The organism is Streptomyces sp. NPDC086147 (assembly GCF_040702165.1).
GTDB lineage: Bacteria > Actinomycetota > Actinomycetes > Streptomycetales > Streptomycetaceae > Streptomyces.
On record NZ_JBFBJO010000004.1, the window covers coordinates 26052 to 49645 of the forward strand.

21 protein-coding genes are annotated in these 23594 nt (G+C 72.3%); 13 read left to right on the plus strand and 8 right to left on the minus strand.

The window, feature by feature from the left end:
- The first annotated feature begins 269 nt into the window (after positions 1–269).
- Positions 270–1478 carry a helix-turn-helix domain-containing protein gene (locus tag AB0398_RS10840; protein WP_366373767.1) on the plus strand — a complete coding sequence of 403 codons (1209 nt, stop codon included), beginning with the start codon at positions 270–272 and terminating at the stop codon, positions 1476–1478.
- A gap of 23 nt (positions 1479–1501) precedes the next feature.
- On the opposite strand, the gene AB0398_RS10845 is transcribed toward AB0398_RS10840, so the two are convergent.
- The gene (locus AB0398_RS10845; RefSeq protein ID WP_366373768.1) at positions 1502–2320 is read right to left on the minus strand and encodes a helix-turn-helix transcriptional regulator; all 819 of its coding nucleotides are present in this window, start codon (positions 2318–2320) and stop codon (positions 1502–1504) included.
- 130 nt (positions 2321–2450) lie between these two features.
- On the opposite strand from AB0398_RS10845, the gene AB0398_RS10850 reads away from it, so the two are divergent.
- Together AB0398_RS10850 and AB0398_RS10855 are read left to right on the plus strand one after the other, a co-directional pair.
- Positions 2451–4127, plus strand: coding sequence for an AMP-binding protein (locus AB0398_RS10850; RefSeq protein ID WP_366373770.1), 1677 nt, complete (start codon positions 2451–2453; stop codon positions 4125–4127).
- Positions 4124–5725 (plus strand): AMP-binding protein, encoded by a 1602-nt coding sequence (locus tag AB0398_RS10855; protein ID WP_366373771.1) that lies wholly within the window; start codon positions 4124–4126, stop codon positions 5723–5725. Before AB0398_RS10850 ends, AB0398_RS10855 begins: the two co-directional genes overlap by 4 nt.
- Here the strand turns inward: AB0398_RS10855 and AB0398_RS10860 are convergent.
- The 3 genes from AB0398_RS10860 to AB0398_RS10870 all read right to left on the minus strand — a co-directional run bounded on the left by AB0398_RS10860 (position 5722) and on the right by AB0398_RS10870 (position 8184).
- Complete coding sequence (locus AB0398_RS10860; RefSeq protein WP_366373773.1) at positions 5722–6240, minus strand: GNAT family N-acetyltransferase; 519 nt, start codon at positions 6238–6240, stop codon at positions 5722–5724. The two genes, AB0398_RS10855 and AB0398_RS10860, sit on opposite strands and share 4 nt — an antisense overlap.
- A 24-nt stretch (positions 6241–6264) precedes the next feature.
- The gene (locus tag AB0398_RS10865; protein ID WP_366373775.1) at positions 6265–7053 is read right to left on the minus strand and encodes a TIGR04222 domain-containing membrane protein; all 789 of its coding nucleotides are present in this window, start codon (positions 7051–7053) and stop codon (positions 6265–6267) included.
- A gap of 168 nt (positions 7054–7221) precedes the next feature.
- Entirely contained in the window at positions 7222–8184 is a 963-nt protein-coding gene (locus AB0398_RS10870; RefSeq protein WP_366373777.1) for a hypothetical protein, read from the minus strand.
- A gap of 355 nt (positions 8185–8539) precedes the next feature.
- On the opposite strand from AB0398_RS10870, the gene gcl reads away from it, so the two are divergent.
- Positions 8540–10327: a glyoxylate carboligase gene (gene gcl, locus AB0398_RS10875; RefSeq protein WP_366373779.1), complete on the plus strand. Its 1788-nt coding sequence runs from the start codon at positions 8540–8542 to the stop codon at positions 10325–10327.
- Between the two features lie 769 nt (positions 10328–11096).
- Here gcl and AB0398_RS10880 read toward each other — a convergent pair.
- The 3 genes from AB0398_RS10880 to AB0398_RS10890 form a co-directional block, all read right to left on the minus strand.
- Complete coding sequence (locus tag AB0398_RS10880) at positions 11097–12551, minus strand: catalase (protein WP_366373781.1); 1455 nt, start codon at positions 12549–12551, stop codon at positions 11097–11099.
- Positions 12552–12742: 191 nt separating this feature from the next.
- The gene (locus tag AB0398_RS10885) at positions 12743–13636 is read right to left on the minus strand and encodes a 2-hydroxy-3-oxopropionate reductase (protein WP_366373783.1); all 894 of its coding nucleotides are present in this window, start codon (positions 13634–13636) and stop codon (positions 12743–12745) included.
- 49 nt (positions 13637–13685) lie between these two features.
- A complete protein-coding gene (locus AB0398_RS10890; protein ID WP_366373785.1) occupies positions 13686–14519 on the minus strand; it encodes a TIM barrel protein in 834 nt (277 codons plus the stop codon).
- 142 nt (positions 14520–14661) lie between these two features.
- Here AB0398_RS10890 and AB0398_RS10895 point away from each other — a divergent pair, with 142 nt between their 5' ends.
- The 9 genes from AB0398_RS10895 to AB0398_RS10935 all read left to right on the plus strand — a co-directional run bounded on the left by AB0398_RS10895 (position 14662) and on the right by AB0398_RS10935 (position 22872).
- Entirely contained in the window at positions 14662–14913 is a 252-nt protein-coding gene (locus AB0398_RS10895) for a hypothetical protein (RefSeq protein ID WP_366374497.1), read from the plus strand.
- Between the two features lie 44 nt (positions 14914–14957).
- Positions 14958–15296 carry a helix-turn-helix domain-containing protein gene (locus tag AB0398_RS10900; RefSeq protein WP_366374499.1) on the plus strand — a complete coding sequence of 113 codons (339 nt, stop codon included), beginning with the start codon at positions 14958–14960 and terminating at the stop codon, positions 15294–15296.
- Positions 15297–15451: 155 nt separating this feature from the next.
- Positions 15452–15967, plus strand: a complete 516-nt coding sequence (gene uraD / locus AB0398_RS10905; protein ID WP_366373787.1) for a 2-oxo-4-hydroxy-4-carboxy-5-ureidoimidazoline decarboxylase — start codon at positions 15452–15454, stop codon at positions 15965–15967.
- Between the two features lie 46 nt (positions 15968–16013).
- Positions 16014–16418, plus strand: a complete 405-nt coding sequence (uraH, locus tag AB0398_RS10910) for a hydroxyisourate hydrolase (protein WP_366373788.1) — start codon at positions 16014–16016, stop codon at positions 16416–16418.
- A gap of 5 nt (positions 16419–16423) precedes the next feature.
- Complete coding sequence (gene pucL, locus AB0398_RS10915; protein ID WP_366373789.1) at positions 16424–17347, plus strand: factor-independent urate hydroxylase; 924 nt, start codon at positions 16424–16426, stop codon at positions 17345–17347.
- A 74-nt stretch (positions 17348–17421) separates the two neighbouring features.
- Entirely contained in the window at positions 17422–18828 is a 1407-nt protein-coding gene (locus tag AB0398_RS10920) for a nucleobase:cation symporter-2 family protein (protein ID WP_366373790.1), read from the plus strand.
- 48 nt (positions 18829–18876) lie between these two features.
- On the plus strand, positions 18877–20268 hold the full coding sequence (locus AB0398_RS10925) for an 8-oxoguanine deaminase (protein WP_366373791.1): 1392 nt from the start codon (positions 18877–18879) through the stop codon (positions 20266–20268).
- Between the two features lie 454 nt (positions 20269–20722).
- The gene (locus AB0398_RS10930) at positions 20723–22072 is read left to right on the plus strand and encodes a nucleobase:cation symporter-2 family protein (protein WP_366374500.1); all 1350 of its coding nucleotides are present in this window, start codon (positions 20723–20725) and stop codon (positions 22070–22072) included.
- Positions 22073–22233: 161 nt separating this feature from the next.
- Complete coding sequence (locus AB0398_RS10935) at positions 22234–22872, plus strand: aspartate/glutamate racemase family protein (RefSeq protein WP_366374501.1); 639 nt, start codon at positions 22234–22236, stop codon at positions 22870–22872.
- A 31-nt stretch (positions 22873–22903) separates the two neighbouring features.
- Here AB0398_RS10935 and AB0398_RS10940 read toward each other — a convergent pair whose 3' ends face one another.
- Positions 22904–23575, minus strand: coding sequence for a hypothetical protein (locus AB0398_RS10940; RefSeq protein WP_366373792.1), 672 nt, complete (start codon positions 23573–23575; stop codon positions 22904–22906).
- Positions 23576–23594 lie beyond the last annotated feature (19 nt).

Consider the following 23594-nt stretch of genomic DNA (forward strand, 5'->3'; position numbering starts at 1 on the left):
CTTCTTCCCCTGTGGGACAACTCGTTCTCCTGAGTGCGGCATGCTTGCGCATGGCTACTTTCAGTGATGACCCGTGGGCATGCGTGATCCACGAACTCGGTTGACGTGTTCGTCGCATGATCGACGGGTCTGGAACCCGGCCCGCCGCCGGCGGCGGCAACAGGACCGACAACCGGCGGCCGTCCCCAATCGGCCGCCGGTCCCCAGCACACAGCTCCTCGTACGGTGGTCCATCACGAACCCCCGTCACCACCCGCACAAGGACGGACATGACGCTAGAGCGACGCCCGCCCGCGCCCAAGGGCCCCGGACGCCACCGACAGGGCCTCGCGTGCCACGAAGCCCCGGCACGCGCCCACACCCCCGCGGAACCGCCGTCCGGGCGCACCCCGTTGCTCCCGGGAACGACCTCCGCCGCCTTCACCCGCCTCAACGCGAGAGGGGCCGAGCGCGTCGGAGTCGGTCCGGCCGCGTACGCGGGCCTGCTCGGCATGGCCCCCGAGCACCTGCTGGACGACCGCTACCGCGTCCCGGCGTCCACCAACATCCGCATCTGGGAGCTCATGACGCTGCGGGTCCCCTGGCACGAGGCCTCCTGGCACATGGCCCAGGAGAGCGCCCTGGGCGCCCTCGGCATCTGGGACTACCTCATCACCCAGGCCCCCACACCGCTCGAAGGCCTCCGCGACGCCGCCCGCTACCTGGCCACCGCCGGGGACGCCGGCACCGAGGTCATCCACATCGAGGAGACCGAGCGGTACGTGACCGTCAGCCACGTCAACGGGGCCGACCTGTCGGACGACGTCGCCTCCGCCATACGCGCCTACTCGCTCGGCCTGTTCCGGCAGCGCGTCGGCGAGGCCGGCCGGCGCGCCGTCGTCCCCACCGGGGTCGCCCTCGCGGCCCGGGCCCCCCGAACCCACCAGGCCCTCGTACGGCTCTACGGCACGCGCGCCATCGACTTCGAGAGCCCCGTCAACTCCCTCACCTTCGAAGCCGCCGACCTCACCACCCCCCAGCACCACGCCCCGGGCCTGTCCGACCTCCTGCGAAGCCACGCCGAGCAGGCCCTCGCCGAGGCCATCCCCCTGCACGACTGGCTCAGCCTCTTCCGCGCCACCCTCCGGGCCACGGCGGACACCGAGACCCCCTCCCTGCGCGTCGTGAGCCGGAGGATGGCCCTCAGCACCCGCACGCTCCAACGCCGCATCGAGGAACGCGGGAGCACCTGGTCGGAGGAGCTCCAGGCGTTGCGCCGCGAACGCGCCCTCCATCTGCTCACCACCACCGACACGCCCTTCGACGCCGTGGCCAGACAGGTCGGCTACGCCGACCCCGGCGGCCTGCGCCGCGCCATGAAGCGCTGGACCGGACAGGCTCCGGCCGAACTCCGCGCGCGCAACGGCACCGGTTCCGACGGGACGTGTCCCCCGCCGGGCCTCCTCGCCGACCGCGCGCCCGGCACCGACACGCCCTGAACGCGCGGCCCGTACGCGCCGCCCTACGGCAGCGCCCCCGCCCTCCGCGCCGCCACCACCGCCTCCATGCGCGTGTGCGCCCCCAGCTTCCGCATCGCCGAGCGCAGGTAGCCCTTCACCGTCTCCGGGCGCAGGCCGAGCCGGGCCGCCGCCGTCGCGTTCGTGGCGCCCGAGGCCACCGCCGCCAGGACGTCCGTCTCGCGCGGGGTCAGGGCCACCCCGGGGAGGGGAGCGGGGGAGCCCGAGGCCGTCTCCAGGCGGCCGCAGACCGCGAGGAGGCGTTCCCGCAGCTCCGGGTCCGCGACCTTCGGCGCCAGTTCGCGCAGTTCGCCGTACGCCTGGCGGACCTCCTCCCAGGAGGGCCCGGGCGGGAGCGGGGCCAGGAGTTCCCGGACCTCGTCCCGTACCGCCAACGCCTGCTCCACGTCCCGGGCCGCCGCGACCGCCGCGTCGAAGACCCGCTCGCCGACCGGCAGCGCGTCGCGCAGCGCCCCGTACAGCACGCCCCGCACCTTCCGGCGCACGACGACCGGCACCGCGATCACCGACCGCAGCCCCTCCGCCGACACCGGGCCGTCGTACTCGTGGGTGATGTGCCGCGCCGACGGGTAGTCCGTCACCGCGCACGGCCGGCCGAGCGCCAGGCACTTCCCGCCCAGGCCGGAGCCCGCCGAGATCGCGAGCCCGCGCAGGGCCGGCGTCACCGCGCCGTTCAGCTCCCCGATCCGCAGCCCCCGGGTCTCGTGCGTCAGCCCCCCGAAGACCACCGGGAGCCCGGTGGTCCGGCGCAGCCTCAGCAGCGCGCCGCGCAGCTCCCCCGACGATTCGACGTGCTCGCGCACCGCGCTCTCCTTCGTGGCCGCCGGCCCCGTCAGCCCTTGACGTCCGCGGGTTCACCCCCGAACGGGGGTAGTGAGACCTGGGTCACTGATTACACGATGTCCGGGACCGGTCCCGCAACGAGGAGGACACATGACGGCAACCAGTGCGACCGAGGAGTTCCGGGCCGCCCGGGACTTCCTCCTGGAGCACCGGGAGGACTACGCGGCGGCCTACGAGGGCTTCGCGTGGCCCCGGCCCGAGCGGTTCAACTGGGCGCTCGAATGGTTCGACGTCGTCGCGGAGGGCAACGACCGCACCGCCCTGCACATCGTCGAGGAGGACGGCTCCGAGACGAAGGCGTCCTTCGCGGAGATGTCCGCCCGCTCGAACCGGGTCGCGAACCGGCTGCGGTCCCTGGGCGTGCGCGCGGGCGACCGGATCGTCGTGATGCTGGGCAACCAGGTCGAGCTGTGGGAGACCGTCCTCGCCGCGATGAAGCTGCGGGCCGTCGTCATCCCCGCCACCCCGCTCCTCGGCCCCGCCGACCTGCGCGACCGCGTCGACCGCGGCCGCGCCCGGCACGTCCTGGTGCGCGCCGAGGACACCGCCAAGTTCGACGACGTCCCCGGCGACTACACCCGGATCGCGGTCGGCGACGGCGGGGCGGGCTGGCTGGAGTACGGGCTCGCCGACCGCGAGTCCGCCGACTTCGAGCCGGACGGCGACACGCTCGCCGACGACACCCTGATGCTGTACTTCACCTCCGGCACGACCGCCCGCCCCAAACTGGTCGAGCACACCCACACCTCGTACCCGGTCGGGCACCTCGCCACCATGTACTGGATCGGGCTCAGGCCCGGCGACGTGCACCTCAACATCTCCTCGCCCGGCTGGGCCAAGCACGCCTGGTCCAACCTCTTCGCCCCGTGGAACGCCGAGGCGACCGTCTTCGTCCACAACTACACGCGCTTCGACCCGGCCCGCCTCATGGGCGAGATGGAGCGGAACGGGATCACCAGCTTCTGCGCCCCGCCGACCGTCTGGCGGATGCTGATCCAGGCCGACCCGGGGCAGCTCAAGACGCCGCCGCGCGAGGTCGTCGCCGCCGGCGAACCGCTCAACCCCGAGGTCATCGAGGCCGTCCGGCGCGCCTGGGGCACCACCGTCCGGGACGGCTTCGGCCAGACCGAGACCGCCGTCCAGGTCTCCAACAGCCCCGGCCAGCGCCTCAAGGAGGGCTCCATGGGCCGCCCGAGCCCCGGCTACCGGGTCACCCTCGTCGACCCGGTCAGCGGCCGCCCGGACGTCGACGAGGGCGAGATCTGCCTCGATCTTTCCGCCCGCCCGGTGGGCCTGATGACCGGCTACCACGGCGACCCGGAGCGCACGGCGGAGGCGATGGCCGGCGGCCACTACCGCACCGGCGACATCGGCGCGCGGGACGCGGACGGGTACATCACCTACATCGGGCGTTCCGACGACGTCTTCAAGGCCTCCGACTACAAGATCAGCCCCTTCGAGCTGGAGAGCGCCCTCCTGGAGCACGAGGCCGTCGCCGAGGCCGCCGTCGTCCCCGCCCCCGACCCGCTGCGGCTCGCCGTCCCCAAGGCGTACGTGGTCCTGGCGGCGGGCTGGGAGCCGGGCCCGGAGACCGCGAAGGCCCTCTTCGCGCACTCGCGCGCGGTCCTCGCCCCGTACAAGCGCATCCGGCGCGTCGAGTTCGCCGACCTGCCCAAGACCGTCTCCGGCAAGATCCGGCGCGTGGAGCTGCGCCGCCTCACCGCCGAGGGCGGCGGCACCGAGTACACGGAAGGGGACCTCGCATGAGCACGCCGAAGGAACTCTCGTACGCCCACGGCGTGTCCGACACCCCGCTCCTCGGGGACACCATCGGGGCCAACCTGGACCGGGCCGTCGCCGCCTGGCCCGACCGCGAGGCGCTCGTCGACGTCCCCACCGGACGCCGCTGGACGTACGCGGAGTTCGGCGCGGACGTGGACCGGCTCGCCGGCTCCCTGCTCGGCAGCGGCGTCCGCAAGGGCGACCGGGTCGGCGTCTGGGCCGTGAACTGCGCGGAATGGGTCCTCGTCCAGTACGCCACCGCCCGCGTCGGCGCCGTCATGGTCACCATCAACCCGGCCTACCGCGCCCACGAGCTGGCGTACGTGCTGAACCAGTCGGACGTCTCCCTGCTCTTCGCCTCCCTCGCCCACAGGACGAGCGACTACCGGGCGATGGCCGAGCAGGTGCGCGGGGAATGCCCGGGGCTGCGCGAGACGGTGTACTTCGGGGACGCGAGCTGGGACGCGTTCCTCACCCGTACGCCCGGGGAGCTCCGCCCGGAGCCGCTCTCCTGCGACGAGCCCGTCAACCTCCAGTACACCTCGGGGACCACGGGCTTCCCGAAGGGGGCCACGCTCTCCCACCACAACATCCTCAACAACGGTTACTTCGTCGGGGAGATGATCGCCTACGGCGAGCAGGACAGGATCTGCCTCCCCGTCCCCTTCTACCACTGCTTCGGCATGGTGATGGGAAACCTGGCGGCCACCTCGCACGGCGCCTGCATGGTGATCCCCGCGCCCTCCTTCGACCCGGCCGCCACCCTCCGGGCGGTCCAGGAGGAGCGCTGCACCTCGCTGTACGGGGTGCCGACGATGTTCATCGCGGAGCTGAACCTCCCCGACTTCGCGACGTACGACCTGTCCACCCTCCGCACCGGCATCATGGCGGGCTCGCCGTGCCCGGTGGAGGTGATGAAGCGGGTGGTCGCCGAGATGAACATGGCGGAGGTGTCGATCTGCTACGGCATGACCGAGACCTCTCCCGTCTCCACCCAGACCCGCCGCGACGACGACCTGGAGCGGCGCACCGGCACGGTCGGCCGGGTCATGCCGCACGTCGAGGTGAAGGTCGTCGACCCGGCGAGCGGGCTGACCGTGGAGCGCGGCGAGGCGGGGGAGCTGTGCACCCGCGGCTACGGCGTGATGCTCGGCTACTGGGATGAGCCGGAGAAGACCGCCGAGGCGATCGACCCGGGCCGCTGGATGCACACGGGCGACCTGGCGGTGATGCGCGACGACGGCTACGTGCGGATCGTCGGCCGCATCAAGGACATGATCATCAGGGGCGGCGAGAACGTCTACCCGCGCGAGATCGAGGAGTTCCTCCACGGGCACGCCAAGATCGCGGACGTCCAGGTGGTCGGCGTCCCCGACGAGCGGTACGGCGAGGAGATCCTCGCCTGCGTGATCCCCCGCGACCCGGCCGACCCGCCCACCCCGGAGGAGATCACCGCCTTCTGCCGCGACCGCCTCGCCCACTACAAGATCCCGCACCGGGTGGAGATCCTCGCGGAGTTCCCCATGACGGTGAGCGGGAAGGTGCGGAAGGTGGAGCTGCGGGAGCGGTACGCCGGAAGCTAGTCGGCCAGGTCCCGGCGCATGCAGACGCGGGGCCAGGCCGCCAGGCCGTGCGCCGCCTCCGCGCGGCGTATCGCGCGCAGCCCGTCCGTGAGGGCCGGGTCGGCGTCCGCGAGCGGGCGGAAGCCGAGCCGGGCGTAGTACGGGGCGTTCCAGGGCACCTCGGCGAAGGTCGTCAGGGTCAGGGCCGTCAGGCCCTCCCGCCCCGCGGTCGCCGCCAGGTGCTCGATCAGGGCCTGGCCGACGCCCCGGCGGGCGGCGTCCGGGTGCACCGACACCTGCTCGATGTGGGCGGCGCCGTCGACCGGATCGGTGAGCAGGTACGCCACCGGACGGTCGGCGGCGTCCGCCGCCACCCAGGCCCGGCCCGCCCGGCGGTACGCCTCCAGGGTCTCCAGGGGCGGCGGGTCGTCGTCGGCGATCGCGGCCATGCCGAGGGCGCGGAACGGTTTGCCCGCCGCCCGTTCGATGTCCTGGAGCAGCGGGAGTTCGGCGGCGACGGCCGCTCTGATGCGCATACGCCAGTATGGCGCGGCGCGCCTTCAGCGTCGGACGGCGCCGCCCGGCGGCGGCCGGTTCCGGTCCGCGTCCCCGGGCCGGTCGAGCAGCCCGCCGTCCCGCGAGAAGTGTGGCAGGAAGAGGGCGAGCGCCGGATCGCCGTACAGCGCCACGTACAGCTGGACGAGGCGCCCGTCCGTCACCTCCCGGCGGTGGGCCGGCAGCGGGTACCGCTCCCGCAGCCCGGCGAGCAGCCGCCGCGCCGCGCCGGTCGTGACCGGCAGCCGCAGCAGCACCGCCGCCGCCCCGAGGACCGGCGGCAGGCCGACGGCGAGCACCTCCGGGAGGTTCGCGCGGGACGCCCCGGTCGCGAGCGGTCCGACGAGGACGGTCAGCGGCACGCAGCCGAGCAGCGCCCGCACGACCCACAGCTGCGCGACCGGCCGCAGCAGTCCGGCCCCGCGCAGCTCGCCGCTCAGTGCGTCCACGGCCCGCCGCGTCTCGGGGCGCTGCGCGAGGTCCCCGAGGGCGAGGGCCCGCCGGAGCGCCCCGTGCACCCCGAGCTGGACCGGGTCGCGGGTCCGGCCCGGCCCGCCGTTGGCCCGAATCGTATGTTTACGGCCCGCCGCGACCGCCCCGCGCTGGTGCAGCGCCACGAGCGCCACGGTGACGACGGCCCGCCGCCCGCCCCGCAGCAGCGCGAGCGCCTGCGGCGTCGGCAGGGCGTCCGCGTCCGGCGCTCCGCTCTCCCGGCTGCACGTTCGCAACAGCGCGGCGGCGAGCAGAAGTTCGGCCCAGGCCGCTCCGATGAACCACCACATCCCCGTCGGCATGACGCCCACCCCCCAAGGGAGTTGTGCCCGGCAGAGCGTGTTCCTCACGCGTGAATGGCCGATTTCGGATGCCGAGGTGTTGTGGGGGAGGGCGGGGGAGCGCTTCGCCGGGGCCGAGCGCCGGGTGGGGGCGCGGACGTGCGCGCGGACGTGGGTGGGGGCGCGGGGTCAGGCGCCGTTCGCGGCCAGGTCGTCGGCGGCGCGGTTGACCGGCTGCGGGGTGCCGGTCAGGTCGAGGACGAAGAGCGGGAGGCCGATCTCGGCGGCGCGCGCACGGGCCTCCTGGGTGTAGCCGGCGAGCGAGAAGAACACGCTCACGGCCGACGTGCTCAGCCCGTTGAGCCAGAGGCACTCGACCACCCGCAGCCCGGTGGGGCGGGTGCTCGGGTCCACCTGGGCGACGAGCCCCGGCGCCCGCAGGTCCACCCCGGACGCGGGCCGCTCCTCGGGCTGGACGACGTCCCGGAAGCCGAGCCAGCGCAGGTACGCGGCCGCGGCGGCCACCGCGTCCCGCCCGGTCCGGATCGTCACGGGCCGGAAGGCGCCCCGCACCGGGGCCGGGTGGGGGGCCGTGGGCGGCAGCGGGATGTGCGCGGGGTAGCGCTCGGCGAACGTACGGTGTGGCGGCCTCCGGCGGGGCGGGGTGCCGGGCCCTCGGGGGTCGGCGGGGGTGTCGTGGTCGGTGCGGTCGGGGGTGCCGCTACCGGGCCGATCGGCCCCGGCCGGGCTGCCGGGTCCCGTACGGCCGGAACTCGTGCCGCCGAGGCCCGTGCCACTGGGTCCCGTACTGCCGGATCCCGTGCCGCCAGGGGTGGCCCCGTCCGGGCCGGGAGGATTCGGGCCCGGGCCCGCAGTTTGCGGCGGGACGACACCGGGACGGCCACCCGGGTCACCCGTACCGCCGGACCGGTCGCCCGTCTCGCCCGCCGGCCGTACCGAGTCCGCCGGCCGTACCGCGTCCGCCGTCCTGACCGGCACCCGCAGGACCGCGCCGCACTGGCAGCCGAGCTCCGGGTGGGGCCAGTCGCCCTCGCGGCCGCAGGCGCCGCAGCGGACGGTGACCCACTCGTCCGTCCAGTTCCGGTGCGTGATCGGCTCCGCCACCGCGCCCGCCGCCACCGGCGCCGCCACGGGGCTCCCGCAGGCACAGGGGAAGACGGGTGCCGCGTACGCCTGTGTGCTCAGGCATTCCGGGCAGCGCACCGGTACCGAATCGCCCACGGTCCAACCCCCTGTCGTCCGCTCCCATCGTCCACCCATCGGCCGCCCGGAGGGAGGGTGTTCGGCCACTTCGGACGTCCCGGAACCGGCCCCGGGCCGTCCGAACCGTTCCGGCACGCGGACCTCCCTTGACGGTTCTTCGCCACCCCACCTACATTGCTTCCACATAGTAGAACAGCTTTTCCGTATTACGGAAACGAGCGGTAAGTCCTCCGAGTCGCGAGGAGCCCGCCCGGTTCCGCCCGGCCGAAGCAGGAGCACTCCCATGCCTCGTATGACCGCCGCCGCAGCGGCCGTTGAGATCCTCAAGCGCGAAGGCGTCACCCAGGCGTTCGGCGTCCCCGGCGCGGCGATCAACCCCTTCTACCGCGAGCTCAAGAACGTGGGCGGCGTCGGTCACACGCTGGCCCGCCACGTCGAGGGCGCGTCCCACATGGCGGAGGGCTACACCCGCGCCAAGGCCGGCAACATCGGTGTCTGCATCGGCACCTCGGGCCCGGCCGGCACCGACATGATCACCGGCCTGTACTCGGCGATCGCCGACTCGATCCCGATCCTCTGCATCACCGGCCAGGCCCCGGTCTCGAAGCTCCACAAGGAGGACTTCCAGGCCGTCGACATCGCCAGCATCGCCAAGCCGGTCACCAAGGCCGCCACCACCGTCCTGGAGGCCGCGCAGGTCCCCGGCGTCTTCCAGCAGGCCTTCCACCTCATGCGCTCGGGGCGTCCCGGCCCGGTCCTCATCGACCTGCCGATCGACGTCCAGCTCACCGAGATCGAGTTCGACCCGGAGACGTACGAGCCGCTGCCGGTCTACAAGCCGCGCGCCACCCGCGCCCAGGCCGAGAAGGCGCTGTCCTTCCTCCTGGAGTCCGAGCGCCCGCTGATCGTCGCCGGCGGTGGCATCATCAACGCCGACGCCTCCGACCTGCTCGTCGAGTTCGCCGAGCTGACCGGCGTCCCGGTCATCTCCACCCTCATGGGCTGGGGCACCATCCCGGACGACCACGAGCTGGCCGCCGGCATGGTCGGCGTCCAGACCGCGCACCGCTACGGCAACGCGACCTTCCTGGAGTCGGACTTCGTCCTCGGCATCGGCAACCGCTGGGCCAACCGCCACACGGGCTACAACCTGGACGCGTACACCAAGGGCCGGAAGTTCGTCCACGTCGACATCGAGCCCACCCAGCTCGGCAAGATCTTCGCCCCGGACTACGGCGTCGCCTCCGACGCCAAGGCCGCCCTGGAGCTCTTCGTGGAGATCGCGAAGGAGTGGAAGGCCGCCGGCCGCCTCCCCGGCTTCACCGCCTGGGCCGCCTCCGCGCAGGAGCGCAAGGCCACCCTCCAGCGCCGCACGCACTTCGAGAACATCCCGATGAAGCCGCAGCGCGTCTACGAGGAGATGAACAAGGCCTTCGGTCCGGAGACCCGGTACGTCACCACCATCGGCCTCTCCCAGATCGCCGCCGCGCAGTTCCTGCACGTCTACAAGCCGCGCCACTGGATCAACTGCGGCCAGGCCGGCCCGCTCGGCTGGACCATCCCGGCCGCCATCGGCGCCGCCACCGCCGACCCGGAGACCCCGGTCGTCGCGCTCTCCGGCGACTACGACTTCCAGTTCATGATCGAGGAGCTGGCGGTCGCCGCCCAGCACAAGGTCCCCTACGTCCACGTCCTTGTGAACAACGCCTACCTGGGCCTCATCCGACAGGCGCAGGGCGGCCTCGGCATCAACTTCGAGGTCAACCTGGAGTTCGAGAACATCAACACCCCGGAGATCGGCGTCTACGGCGTCGACCACGTCAAGGTCGCCGAGGGCCTGGGCGTCAAGGCCATCCGCGTCACCGACCCGGACCGGCTGGGCGAGGCCCTGGAGCAGGCCAAGAAGCTGGCCGTCGAGCACCGGGTCCCGGTCGTCGTCGAGGCGATCCTGGAGCGCATCACCAACATCGCGATGAGCAAGACGGTCGACATGAGCGACGTCACCGAGTTCGAGGACCTGGCCACCGAGCCCGGCCACGCGCCGACCGCGATCAAGGCCCTCCAGGTCTGATCCACCCCTGCCGAAAGGCCCCCGTCCCGCGGAGCACCGGGACGGGGGCCTTCTCGTGTGCCCGCCCCGCACCGGCCTCGCGGGGCGGGCGGGTACTGCGGATGTGGGGCCTTGCGGGGGCCGTGCGGCGGGGGCCTGGGGCTGTACGGGGCGTCGTACTGAAGCGGAACCCCGCTCCTCCGTGCCCCGTACCCTCCTGGGACGCCCGGCCCCCGTCTGCGAAGGCCGTCGCGGCCTCCGAGGCCCTGCTCCGGCGGACACGGGAACGTGCGGCCCCTCGCCGGCGCCCTCGCCTCGCGCCCCGAGGCCTCCTCCCGCTGCGGGCCGCCCGAGAGGCAGGCCGACCAAGGCGCAGGCACGGAGGCACGGAGGCGCGCAGGCACGCACGCGAGGAGGCGCGCAGGCGCGGAAAACAGAAGAAGAGCGCGGAACCAGGGACCGTAAACCTGGTTCCGCGCTCTTCCGTCTGATGACCGCCCGACGGTGCGAGGCTGGCGCGACAGGACGTTCGCGCCGCCGGGCGGAGTCTCGGGATTCCCTTGTACAGGGAGAGGCGTTGGGACCGCGGCGGTGCCGACGGGTCGAGCGGCCGTCCCTTCCTTCAGGTCAGGAAGGGGGCCCTCGCCCTTACCACCGCACTGGCTCGGAGCCGCCGCGGTCCTCACGCTGTCCGGTTCACCGGCCACCCCTCATTCGGGCCGGTGATCCGGACCGCGTACGGCGCTGACCTCCCGTCAAGTGCCGTACGCAGTCTGGGTGCCGCCGTGGATCAGTCGCGCAGGGCGGCGACCGCCTCGGCCACGCGCCTGCCGTACTCCGGGTCGGCGGCGGCGAAGTGCGCGACGTTCTTCTCGACGACGTCCTCGCGGGCCACCTGGGAGAGGCTGCCGGCGATGTTGGCGACCAGACGGCCCTTCTCGTCCTCGGACATCAGGCGGTAGAGCTCGCCGGCCTGGAAGAAGTCGTCGTCCTTGACGTGCGCGGGCGCCTCGTGGGTGCCGGTCCAGCCGTGGATCGCGAGCGGCGCGGAGAGCGCGGCGTCGGTCTGGGCCGGGCCCTGGTACGAGTTGGGCTCGTAGTTCTTGTCGTGGCGCGAGCCGTTGCGGGTGGCCATGAAGCCGTCCCGGCCGTAGTTCTGCGCCGTGGTCGCCCTGGGGGCGTTCACCGGCAGCAGGGTGTGGTTCACGCCGAGGCGGTAGCGGTGGGCGTCCGCGTAGGCGAAGAGGCGGCCCTGGAGCATCTTGTCCGGCGAGGGGCCGATGCCCGGGACGAAGTTGTTCGGGGAGAACGCGGCCTGCTCGACCTCGGCGAAGACGTTGTCCGGGTTGCGGTCGAGGACCAGGCGGCCCACCCGCTGGAGCGGGTAGTCGGCGTGCGGCCACACCTTGGTGAGGTCGAACGGGTTGAAGCGGTAGTCCGCGGCCTCGGCGGCCGGCATGACCTGGACGTAGAGGGTCCAGGAGGGGTTGACACCGCGCTCGATCGCCTGGAGCAGGTCGGTCTGGTGCGAGTTGGCGTCCTTGCCGACCAGCTCGGCGGCCTGCTCGGCGGAGAGGCTGCGGACGCCCTGGTTCGTCTTGAAGTGGTACTTGACGAAGAAGGCCTCGCCCGCCTCGTTGGTCCACTGGTAGGTGTGCGAGCCGAAGCCGTGCATGTGCCGGTACGAGGCCGGGATGCCGCGGTCGCCGAAGAGCCAGGTAATCTGGTGGGTGGACTCGGGGGAGTGCGCCCAGAAGTCCCAGACGTTGTCCGCCTCCTGCTTGCCCGTGAACGGGTCGCGCTTCTGGGAGTGGATGAAGTCGGGGAACTTGATCGGGTCCTTGATGAAGAACACCGGGGTGTTGTTGCCGACGAGGTCGTAGTTGCCCTCCTCGGTGTAGAACTTCAGCGCGAAGCCGCGGGGGTCACGGACCGCGTCCGCGCCGCCGAGCGAGTCGGCCACGGTGGAGAAGCGGATGAAGGTCTCGGTCCGCTTGCCCACCTCGGACAGGAACGCGGCCTTCGTGAAGCCGGTGACGTCGTCGGTGACCTCGAAGTGCCCGTACGCGCCGGAACCGCGGGCGTGCACCACGCGCTCCGGGATCCGCTCACGGTTGAAGCGCGCGAGCTTCTCCAGCAGGTGCTGGTCCTGGAGGAGCAGGGGGCCACCGACGCCGGCGGTGGCGGAGTTCTGGTTGTCGGCGACGGGGGCGCCGGACTCGGTCGTAAGCACGCGCTGCGACATCGTGACCTTCCGTACGGGAGCTGCACTGTGTGACGGTGCCAGGAGCGTAGGTACGCCCTCCGAAAAACGTCAACAGTTTGTTGAAAATGAAGTGTGGTGTTCCGGTCGGCGGCGGCGCCTGGGCGCGACAGGACAGTTGTCAGCGCCGCCGCCGACCGGAAATCGGGGGCCCCGTGGAAGCGGGGACGGGGTCAGACCTGCTGGCCGGAGAGGCGCTCGACGGCGCGCAGCAGGGCCGAGTGGTCCAGGCCGCCGTCGCCCTGGGCGCGCAGGGAGGCGACGAGCTGGGCGACGACCGCGCCGACCGGAAGGGCGGCGCCCACGTTGCGGGCGGCGTCGGTGACGATGCCCATGTCCTTGTGGTGCAGGTCGATCCGGAAGCCCGGCTTGAAGTCCCGGTTCAGGAAGTTGTCCTTCTTGCGGGTCAGCACGGTCGAACCGGCCAGACCGCCGTTGAGGACGTCGAGGGCCGCGGCGAGGTCCACGCCGGACTTCTCCAGGAAGACCACGGCCTCGGCGCAGGCCTGGATGTTGACCGCCACGATGAGCTGGTTGGCGGCCTTCACCGTCTGGCCGGAGCCGTGCGGACCGCACAGCACGATCGTCTTGCCGAGGGCCTCCAGGATCGGCAGGGCCTCGTCGAAGTCGGCCCGCTCGCCGCCGACCATGATCGAGAGCACGGCCTCGATGGCGCCGGCCTCGCCGCCGGAGACCGGGGCGTCAATGACGCGTATCCCCTTCTCGGCGGCGTTCTTGGCGAGGTCGACCGAGGTCTGCGGGGTGATCGACGACATGTCGACGATCAGCGCGCCCTGCTTCGCGTTCTCCAGGATGCCCTCGGGGCCGTAGGAGATCGCCTCGACCTGCGGGGAGGCGGGCACCATCGTGATGATCACGTCGGCGTCCTCGACGGCCTCGGCGATCGAGCCCGCGGCGGCGCCGCCGGCCTTGGCGAGACGGTCCAGCTTGTCCTGCTCCAGGGTGAAGCCGGTGACCTGGTAGCCGGCCTTGAGGAGGTTCTCGGACATGGGGGAGCCCATGATGCCGAGGCCGATCCAGGCGATCTTGGGGAGGTTGTTGCTCATGTGAGGGTGCCTCTCGGGGAACTCTGGTGGTACGGGGAGGGGGCGCTCGTCAGCGGGCCGCGCGGGCCTCGGCCGGGAGCCACTCGAAGGACGCGGCGGCGTCGGCGGCCTTGTACTCCAGGCCGACCCAGCCGTCGTAACCGGCCTTCCTCAGCTCGTCGAGGAGCTGCTCCAGGGGCAGGTCGCCGGTGCCCGGCGCGCCGCGGCCCGGGTTGTCCGCGATCTGCACGTGGCCGGTCTTGTCCGCGTACCGCGCGATGACCGCGCTCACGTCCTCGCCGTTCATCGACAGGTGGTAGACGTCGAGCAGGAACTTGGCGTTGCCGAGTCCGGTGGCCGCGTTGACCTTGTCGACGACCTTGATCGCGGCGGGGGCGCTCACCAGCGGGTAGAGCGGCGACTCCGGCTCGTTGAGGGTCTCGACCAAGAGGATCGCGCCGACGCGGTCGGCGGCCCGGGCGGCCAGGACCAGGTTCTCCAGGGCGAGGGTGTCCTGGATCTGCGGGTCCACGCCCTCGACGCGGTTGCCGTAGAGCGCGTTGAGCGCCTTGCAGCCGACCGAGGCGGCGAAGTCGGCGGCCACGTCGATGTTGGCGCGGAAGCGGTCCGACTCCTCGCCGGGCACGGAGAGGGCCCCGCGGTCCGGGCCGGGGAGCTGTCCGGCGTAGAAGTTCAGTCCCACCAGCTGGGTGCCGGCGTCCTCAAGAGCCTTCTTGAGGGCGTCGAGCTCGCTCTGCTCGGGGGTGGCGGTGTCGATCCAGGGCCACCACAGCTCGACCGCGGTGAAGCCCGCCGCGGCGGCGGCCGCGGGGCGCTCCAGGAGCGGGAGTTCCGTGAAGAGGATCGACAGGTTCACATCGAAGCGCTGATCGGAGTATCCCATGAGGGGTAGGCGCTCCTTCCGTATCGCGGAAGTAAGTTTCTGTCTGACGGAATGTTGCAAGCAGGTCGCCGCGCTTGTCAAGAGGTCCCCGCAGGTCCGGGGCTCCCGCGGGCCCGGGGAAGGGCCGTAACTTGGGGTCATGGTGCGTTTGAGAGTGGAGTTCACGACCGAGCCGTTCGACCTCGACGAGGCGCCGGCGCACGCGGTCGTGGCCCGTGAGGTCATCCAGTCGGCCGACCTGGACGCGGTCGACGTCGGTCCCTTCGGCAACACGGCGGAGGGCGGCGCCGACGCGGTCCTCACCGCCGTCGACGCGCTGCTCCGCGAGTCGCTCGCGGCCGGCGCCACGCGCGTCTCGCTCCAGGTCAACGTGATCGGGGAGGACGGGAAGTGAACGAACACCCCTTGATCGCCGCGGTGAAGCCCCTGGTCGACGCCATGGGCGCCGAGCTGCTGGACCCCGAGCTGGCCGAGCCCGACGACGTCGTCCTGTCCTGGGAGGGGGAGGACGTGCTCGCCGTGCGCCTCCCGCAGCTCTCGGAGTCCCTGGACCACATCCTGGCCGCGCTCGAACGGCGGCACGGGACGCCGCTCGCGGAGCTCGACCGCAAGTCCAAGCAGGAGATCGTCCGGCTCCTGGAGGCGCGCGGAGCCTTCTCCGTGCGCCATGGGGTGGAGACGGTGGCGGGCGCGCTCGGCGTCAGCCGCTTCACCGTGTACAACTACCTCAACCGCGAGACCGCCCTGAACAGGGAAAAGGTCGTCAAGGCCGACTAGTTGATCATGTGTGTTCACAAGCCGTCGTCCGCATGTCGGGACGACGGCTTTTGTGTCACCGACTTTTCAACAAAGTGTTGACGTTGTGTTGTGGAGGGCGTTAGCTATCCGCAGCCCGTCCGACGCACAGCGAAAAACAGCCACGGAGGCTTCCCGTGACTTCAGGTACGACACCGGGCCTGGCCCGGTTCAACACCTCGGCGGACAGCGAGGCCCTCGCCGCGCTCCACGAGGTGTGCTCCAGCTCGGCGTGGGGGAGCAGGATCCTCGCCCGGCGCCCGTACGCCACCGCCGAAGCCCTCTTCCTCGCCAGTGACGCCGCCATGGCCGAGCTGACCGCCGAGGATCTGGCCGAGGCGATGGCCGGGCACCCGCCGATCGGTCGTCCGAAGGCCGGGGACCCGACCTCCTCCCGCGAGCAGAGCGGGATGGCCGGCGCCTCCGAGGAGCTCAAGGCCGAGATGCTCGAACTCAACCTGGCCTACCAGGACAGGTTCGGTCATGTCTTCCTCATCTGCGCCACCGGCAGGAGCGGCGAACAGATGCGCGACGCGGTCCGCGAGCGGATCGGCAACTCGCCCGAGGCGGAGCGCGAGATCGTCCGCACCGAACTGGGCAAGATCAACCGCATCCGGCTGACCCGTCTCACCGAGGGCCCGCAGGCCCCGTAAGGACTCGCAGGAGTCCCGCAAGAGCAAAGAGGAAGAGAGCTCCGCAATGAGCACCGACACCACGGCCTCGGTGTCCACGCACATCCTGGACACCAGCATCGGCCGCCCCGCCGAGGGCGTCGCCGTCGCACTCGCGGCCCGCGCCGGCTCCGACGCGGAGTGGACCGCGCTCGGCGGCTCCGCCACCGACGCGGACGGGCGCTGCAAGGACCTGCCGGCCCTGCCGGAGGGAACCACCCACGTACGCCTCGACTTCGAGACCGAGACGTACTTCTCGACCCAGCACAGTGCGAAGAAGCAAGCCGAGGCGCAGCAGGACGCCCCCCGCGTAAGGGACAGCGGTGCGTTCTTCCCGGAGGTGGCGATCACGTTCGCCGTCACACCGGGCGAGCACTACCACGTACCGCTGCTGCTCAACCCGTTCGGCTACTCCGTATACCGAGGGAGCTAGCAGACATGCCCACGATTCTCGGCCAGAACCAGTACGGCAAAGCAGAGAACCGCGTAGTCAAGATCACGCGGGACGGCGCCACCCACCACATCAAGGACCTCAACGTCTCCGTCGCCCTCTCCGGCGACCTCAGCGACGTCCACCTCACCGGCTCCAACGCCCACTGCCTCCCCACCGACACGACGAAGAACACCGTCTTCGCGTTCGCCAAGGAGTACGGCATCGAGTCCGCCGAGCAGTTCGGCATCCACCTCGCCCGCCACTTCGTGACGAGCCAGGAGCCGATCAAGCGCGCCCGGATCCGGATCGAGGAGTACAGCTGGGAGCGCATCGCCTCCTCCGACGCCAACTCCAAGTTCATCGGCTCCGACGAGGTCAACCACTCCTTCGCCCGCAAGGGCCAGGAGACCCGGGTCACCCAGATCACCTACGACGGCGAGAAGTGGGAGGTCATCTCCGGCCTCAAGGACCTCGTCGTCATGAACTCCACCAACTCGGAGTTCTGGGGCTACATCAAGGACCAGTACACGACGCTCCAGGAGGCGTACGACCGCATCCTGGCCACCCAGGTGTCCGGCCGGTGGCGCTTCAACTGGACCGACGACGACCAGCGCATGCCCAACTGGGAGCGGTCCTACGAGCAGACGCGGAAGCACATGCTCGAAGCCTTCGCGGAGACCTACTCGTACTCCCTCCAGCAGACGCTTTACCAGATGGCCACCCGGATCATCAACCACCGCTCGGAGATCGACGAGGTCCGCTTCTCGCTCCCGAACAAGCACCACTTCCTGGTCGACCTCGAGCCCTTCGGCCTGAAGAACGACAACGAGGTCTACTACGCCGCCGACCGCATGTACGGCCTCATCGAGGCCACCGTCCTCCGTGACGGCGCCACGGCGCAGATCCCGGTCGACATGACCAACCTCTAAGCGGCATCTGAGTGACCGGCCCCCGCCCGCCCGCAGTCGGGCGGGGGCCGCACCAGACCGGAGGGAACCTTCCCATGGCACAGCCTGCAAAGGGGCCGGCAACCGCCGAAGGCCCGTGTTCCACCCCCTCGTCCTCCCCGGCCCCCTGCCACCCGGTGGACGAGAAGCTCCCCGCCTCGCGTCTCGTCCCCGCGGCGCTCCAGCACATCGCCGCCATGTACGCCGGCGTCGTCACCCCTCCGCTCATCATCGGCCAGGCCGTCGGCCTGGACGCCGCCGGCATGACCCGGCTCATCGCCGCCGGCCTCCTGATCGCCGGCTGCGCGACCGTCCTGCAGACCCTCGGCGCCGGACGCTTCGCCGGCAACCGGCTCCCGTTCGTCAACGCCGCCTCGTCCGCCGGCATCGCCCCGATGCTCGCCATCGCCGAGACCAGCGCCCCCGGACACCAACTGCCCGCCATCTACGGCGCGGTGATGGTCGCCGGAGTCTTCTGCCTCGCCGTCGGGCCCTTCTTCGGCCGGCTCCTGCGCTTCTTCCCGCCGCTCGTCACCGGTGTCGTCATCACCCTCATCGGGGTCACCCTGATGCCCGTGCCCGTGGCCTGGGCCCAGGGCGGCGACCGGACCGCGGCCGACTTCGGCGCCATGAAGTACCTGGCCCTCGCCGGCTTCACCCTCGTCGTCATCCTGCTCTTCCAGCGCTTCGGCAAGGGCTTCGTCAGGCAGATCGCCCTCCTCCTCGGCCTCTTCATCGGCACCCTCGCCGCGATCCCCTTCGGGATGGCCGACTTCGGCGCCCTGCGCGAGGCCCCCGTCGCCGCCCTGCCCGCGCCCTTCGCCTTCGGCGCCCCCGAGTTCCAGCCCGCCGCGATCCTCTCCCTCTGCATCGTGATGCTGGTCCTGATGACGGAGTCCAGCGCCGGCATGCTCGCCCTCGGCGAGATCTGCGAGCGGCGCACCGACGGCCGGACCATCACCCGCGGCCTGCGCACCGACGGCATCGCCACCCTGCTCGGCCCCGTCTTCGGAGGCTTCCCGACCTCGGCCTTCGCCCAGAACGTCGGCGTCGTCTCGCTGACCCGGGTCCGCTCCCGGTACGTGGTCGCCGCCGCCGGCTGCGCCCTGCTCGTCCTCGGCGCCTTCCCGGTCCTCGGCGCGGTCGTCTCCACGGTCCCGATGCCCGTCCTCGGCGGCGCCGGCATCGTCCTCTTCGGCTCGATCGCGGTCAGCGGCATCCGCACCCTCTCGGAAGCCGGACTCGACGAAAGCTCCAACATCATCCTGGTGGCCGTCGCGCTCGGAGCGGGCATCATCCCGCTCGCCGCACCCACCTTCTACGCCGGCTTCCCGGCCTGGGCGCAGACCGTGCTCGGCTCCGGCATCAGCGCGGGCGCGCTCGCCGCCGTCCTGCTCAACCTGTTCTTCCACCATCTCGGCACCCGGAGCCGTCAGACGGCCCCGGCACTCAAATCCTCCTAGGGTCCTGCCGTGCCCACACCACCCCCGAGGAATGAAGGAAGCACCGCCATGGCAGCACCTTCGGCAGCCCCCCAGCGGATCGTCGTCGAGAACGCGGCGATCGCGACCGTCGACGCGAACGACACCGAGTACGCCTCCGGGTACCTCGTCGTCGCCGACAACAGGATCGAGTCCATCGGCGCCGGCAAGGCCCCCGAAGGCCTGGAGAACGTGGTCCGGCGCATCGACGCCACCGGTCACCTGGTCACGCCCGGCCTGGTCAACACCCACCACCACTTCTACCAGTGGATCACCCGCGGCCTGGCGACCGACCACAACCTCTTCAACTGGCTGGTCGCGCTCTACCCGACCTGGGCGCGGATCGACGAGCAGATGGTGCGCGCCGCAGCCCGGGGCTCGCTGGCGATGATGGCCCGCGGCGGCGTCACCACAGCCATGGACCACCACTACGTCTACCCGGTGAACTCCGGCGACCTCTCCGGCGCCATCATCGGCGCCGCCTCCGAGATGGGCGTCCGCTTCACCCTCGCCCGCGGCTCCATGGACCGCAGCGAGAAGGACGGCGGCCTGCCGCCGGACTTCGCCGTCGAGACCACCGAGGGCGCGCTCGCCGCGACCGAGGAGACCGTGAAGCGGTACCACGACGCCTCCTTCGACGCGATGACCCAGGTCGCCGTCGCCCCCTGTTCCCCCTTCTCCATCTCCACCGAGCTGCTCCGCGAGGGCGCCGCGCTCGGCCGCCGCCTGGGCGTGCGCATGCACACCCACGGCTCGGAGACCGTGGAGGAGGAGAAGTTCTGCCACGAGCTCTTCGGCATGGGCCCGACGGACTACTTCGAGTCCACCGGCTTCCTCGGCGAGGACGTGTGGATGGCGCACTGCGTCCACATGAACGACTCCGACATCGCCGCCTTCGCCCGCACGAAGACGGGCGTGGCGCACTGCCCCTCCTCCAACGCGCGCCTCGCCGCCGGCATCGCCCGCGTACCGGACATGCTCGCGGCGGGCGTCCCCGTCGGCCTCGGCGTCGACGGCACCGCCTCCAACGAGTCCGGCGAGCTCCACACCGAGCTGCGCAACGCGCTCCTCATCAACCGCCTCGGCGCCCACCGCGAGGCCGCGCTCAACGCCCGCCAGGCCCTGCGCCTCGGCACCCACGGCGGCGCGCAGGTCCTCGGCCGCGCCGACAGCATCGGCTCCCTCGAAGCCGGCAAGCTCGCCGACTTCGTCCTCTGGAAGATCGACGGCCTCGGCCACTCGACCATCGCCGACCCGGTCACCGCCATCGTCTTCGGCGCGGCGGCCCCGGTCACGGCCTCCTTCGTCAACGGCAAGCAGATCGTCGAGAACGACCGCCTGCTGACCGTCGACGAGGACGCCATCGCGCGCGACGCGCGCACGGAGGCGCAGCGCCTGGCCCGCATCGCGGCCCAGGCCTGACCCTCCCCACGGAGTCCGGCCGAGGGGGACGGCCCTCGGCCGGTCGCCGCGGATCCGAGCGGGATCCGCGGCAGCCCGACCGGGAGGTGTCGTACGCAGAAGACCTACGGCACCTCTCGGGACGGTGACACGTGCCCGTGCCCCCACCGGGCACCCCGGCCACGCGCCGCGTCCCCTCCGCGGCCGCACCGCCCCACCTCCCGGAGCCCCGCCCGTCGGGACTCCGCACCGGGGAACCGCCCGCCGGCCCCCCGGCCCTCCCGCAACGAGCCGCACCTCCTGCACCCGCACCGCATCGCACCACCTCCCAGACACCCGCGTCACCGCCGACGTGTAACCGACCGGAGGAACCGCCGTGGCAGCCAAGCCCCAGGTTCGCAATGCACAAGACGCAGGCTCCGCCCCCGAAGACCGCGAGAAGCATCCGGTCGACGAGACGCTGCCCCCAGTGAAGATGCTCACCAGCGGCCTCCAGCACGTGGCCGCCATGTACGCGGGCGTCGTCGCGCCGCCCCTGATCGTCGGAGCGGCCGTCGGCCTCTCCGGCACCGAACTCACCTTCCTCACCGGTGCGAGCCTCTTCACCGCAGGCCTCGCCACCTTCCTCCAGACCCTGGGCGTCTGGAAGATCGGCGCCCGCCTGCCGTTCGTCAACGGCGTCACCTTCGCCGGCGTCGCCCCGATGCTCGCTATCGTCGACACCACCGAGAACAAGGCCGACGCGCTCCCCGTGATCTTCGGCGCGATCATCGTCGCCGGACTCCTCGGCTTCCTCGCCGCCCCCTGGTTCTCCCGGCTCGTCCGGTTCTTCCCGCCGGTCGTCACCGGCACCGTCATCACCCTCATAGGCGTGTCCCTCCTCCCGGTCGCGTTCGGCTGGGCCCAGGGACCCAACCCCCAGGCGAAGGACTACGGTTCGACGACCTTCCTCTCCCTCGCCGGCATCACCCTCGTCGTCGTCCTGCTGCTGCGCCGCTTCACCCGCGGCTTCCTCAAGCAGGTCGCCGTCCTGGTCGGCCTCGTCATCGGCACCCTCATCGCCATCCCGTTCGGCGTCACCGACTTCTCCCCGGTGACCGAGGCGGACATCGTCGGCTTCCCGTCCCCCTTCCACTTCGGCGCCCCGCAGTTCGCCCTCGCCGCGATCATCTCCATGTGCGTGGTCATGCTGGTCTCCATGACCGAGTCGACCGCCGACATGCTGGCGCTCGGCGAGATCGTCGAGCGGCCCGCCGACGAGAAGACCATCGCCGCCGGACTGCGCGCCGACACCCTCGGCTCCGCGCTCAGCCCCCTGTTCAACGGCTTCATGTGCAGCGCCTTCGCCCAGAACATCGGCCTGGTCGCCATGACCCGGATCCGCAGCCGCTTCGTCGTCGCCTGCGGCGGCGGCTTCCTGGTCCTCATGGGCCTCTCGCCGGTCGCCGCCTCGCTCATCTCGGTCGTGCCCCGACCGGTCCTCGGCGGCGCGGGCGTCGTCCTCTTCGGCTCGGTCGCCGCCAGCGGCATCCAGACCCTCGTCAAGGCGGGCCTGGAGAAGGACAACAACGTCCTGATCGTGGCGGTCTCGCTGGCCGTCGGCATCATCCCGATCACCGCGCCGGAGTTCTACCACGCCTTCCCGGAGACCGCGAAGATCATCCTGGACTCCGGCATCTCCACCGGCTGCGTCGCCGCCGTCCTGCTCAACGTGGTCTTCAACCACCTGGGCCGGCGCCGGGACGACGACGAGGTCACCGCGCCGATGGAGCCCGGCGAGGAGATCTCCGGCAGCCGCACCGCGAAGGCGGCGCACGTCCACTGAACCGGAAACCCGCCCCACCGGCCGCCCCGGCCCCCGCCCACCCGGCGGGGCCCGGGGCAGCCCCGCGTGCCACGGGGACGGTCGGGGCGGCCGGGGCCGGAGCGCCGGCCGGTGCGGGAAGGACAGCCGGCGCCGAGAGGGCGGCCGGGACCGTCGTCCTGATCAACCCCAACACCTCCGCCACCACCACCGCGATGATGACCGCCATCGCCCGGCGGACCCTGGGGCCCGCCCTCCCCGTCCGGGGCGTGACCGTCGCCCGGGGCCCGCGCATGCTCACCGACCCGGCCGCCCTGCGCGCCGCCGCCCCCGAGGTCCTCGCGGCGGGAGTCGCCGCCACCGCCGGAGGCGACTGCGCCGCCCTCCTCGTCGCCGCCTTCGGGGACCCGGGCCTGGCCGTCCTGCGCGAGGCGACCGGACTCCCCGTGGCCGGCCTCGGCGAGGCGGCGCTCCTGGAGGCCGCCGCCGACGGCGCCCCCTTCGGCATCGCCACCACCACCCCGCTCCTGGCCGACGCCATCACCGCCCGGGTGGCCGAGCTCGGACTCTCCGGCCGGTACACGGGCCTGCGGCTCACCGCCGGCGCCCCCGAACGCCTCTCCGCCGACCCGGCGGTCCTCCTCGACCGCCTGGAACGGGCGGTCCGCGCCTGTGCCGAACGCGACGGGGCCCGCACCGTCGTCATCGGCGGCGGCCCGCTCGGCGAGGCGGCCGAGGAGCTCCGGACCCGCTGCGCCGTCCGGATCGTGGCCCCGGTCCCGGCCGCCTGCCGGTCGCTGGCCCGCCTGCTGACGGAGTGACGGCCGAACGGGCCCGTCCCGGCGGCCCCGTTCACCCCTCCACCGCGATCCTGCGCCGGCACTCCCGGGCCAGGGGCGGGTACGCGGCGCCGATCGCCTCGTACAGGCGCCTGCGCAGCAGCCGTTCGGCCTCGCCGCGCCCGGTCTCGCCGTATAGGCCGTCGAGCAGCGCCTCGTACCGCGAGAGGGCGTGCCGCAGATAGCTCACCTGCCACCGCACGAGCGTCCCGGAGGGCGCCCCGGCCCTCCGCACCCCGCCCCCGCCCTCCGGGCCGGGTGTCCGGCCCGTCCGCACCGCGCTCCCACCACCGCCCCCGCCGTCCGGCTCCGACGCCCCCGGGCTCCGGGCCCCCAGCAGGTGCCGGTGGCGGACGGCGCGGCGCTCCAGCTCGGGGCCGGGCAGCCGGGGCACCTCGATCGGCTCCGCGCGGATCGCCGCCAGGACGGCGGCCCGCCGCCGCTCGGCGTACGCCCCGGTGGCGGGGGAGCGGACCCGCGAGAGCTCCGCGGCCCCGGCGAACTCGGGCGTCCGCTCCACGGTCTTCACCCGGGCGAGCAGATAGAGCCGCACCGGCGCGAGGGACCAGCGGCGCGGGTCGCGGCCCTGCACGTCGGGCGTGCCCAGCAGGTCCCGGACCATCGCGTCGGTCCAGCCGCGCCGGCGCACCCCGGCGAGCGACACATAGGTCGTACGGTCCGTCATGTTTCCCCCAGAACTCGAC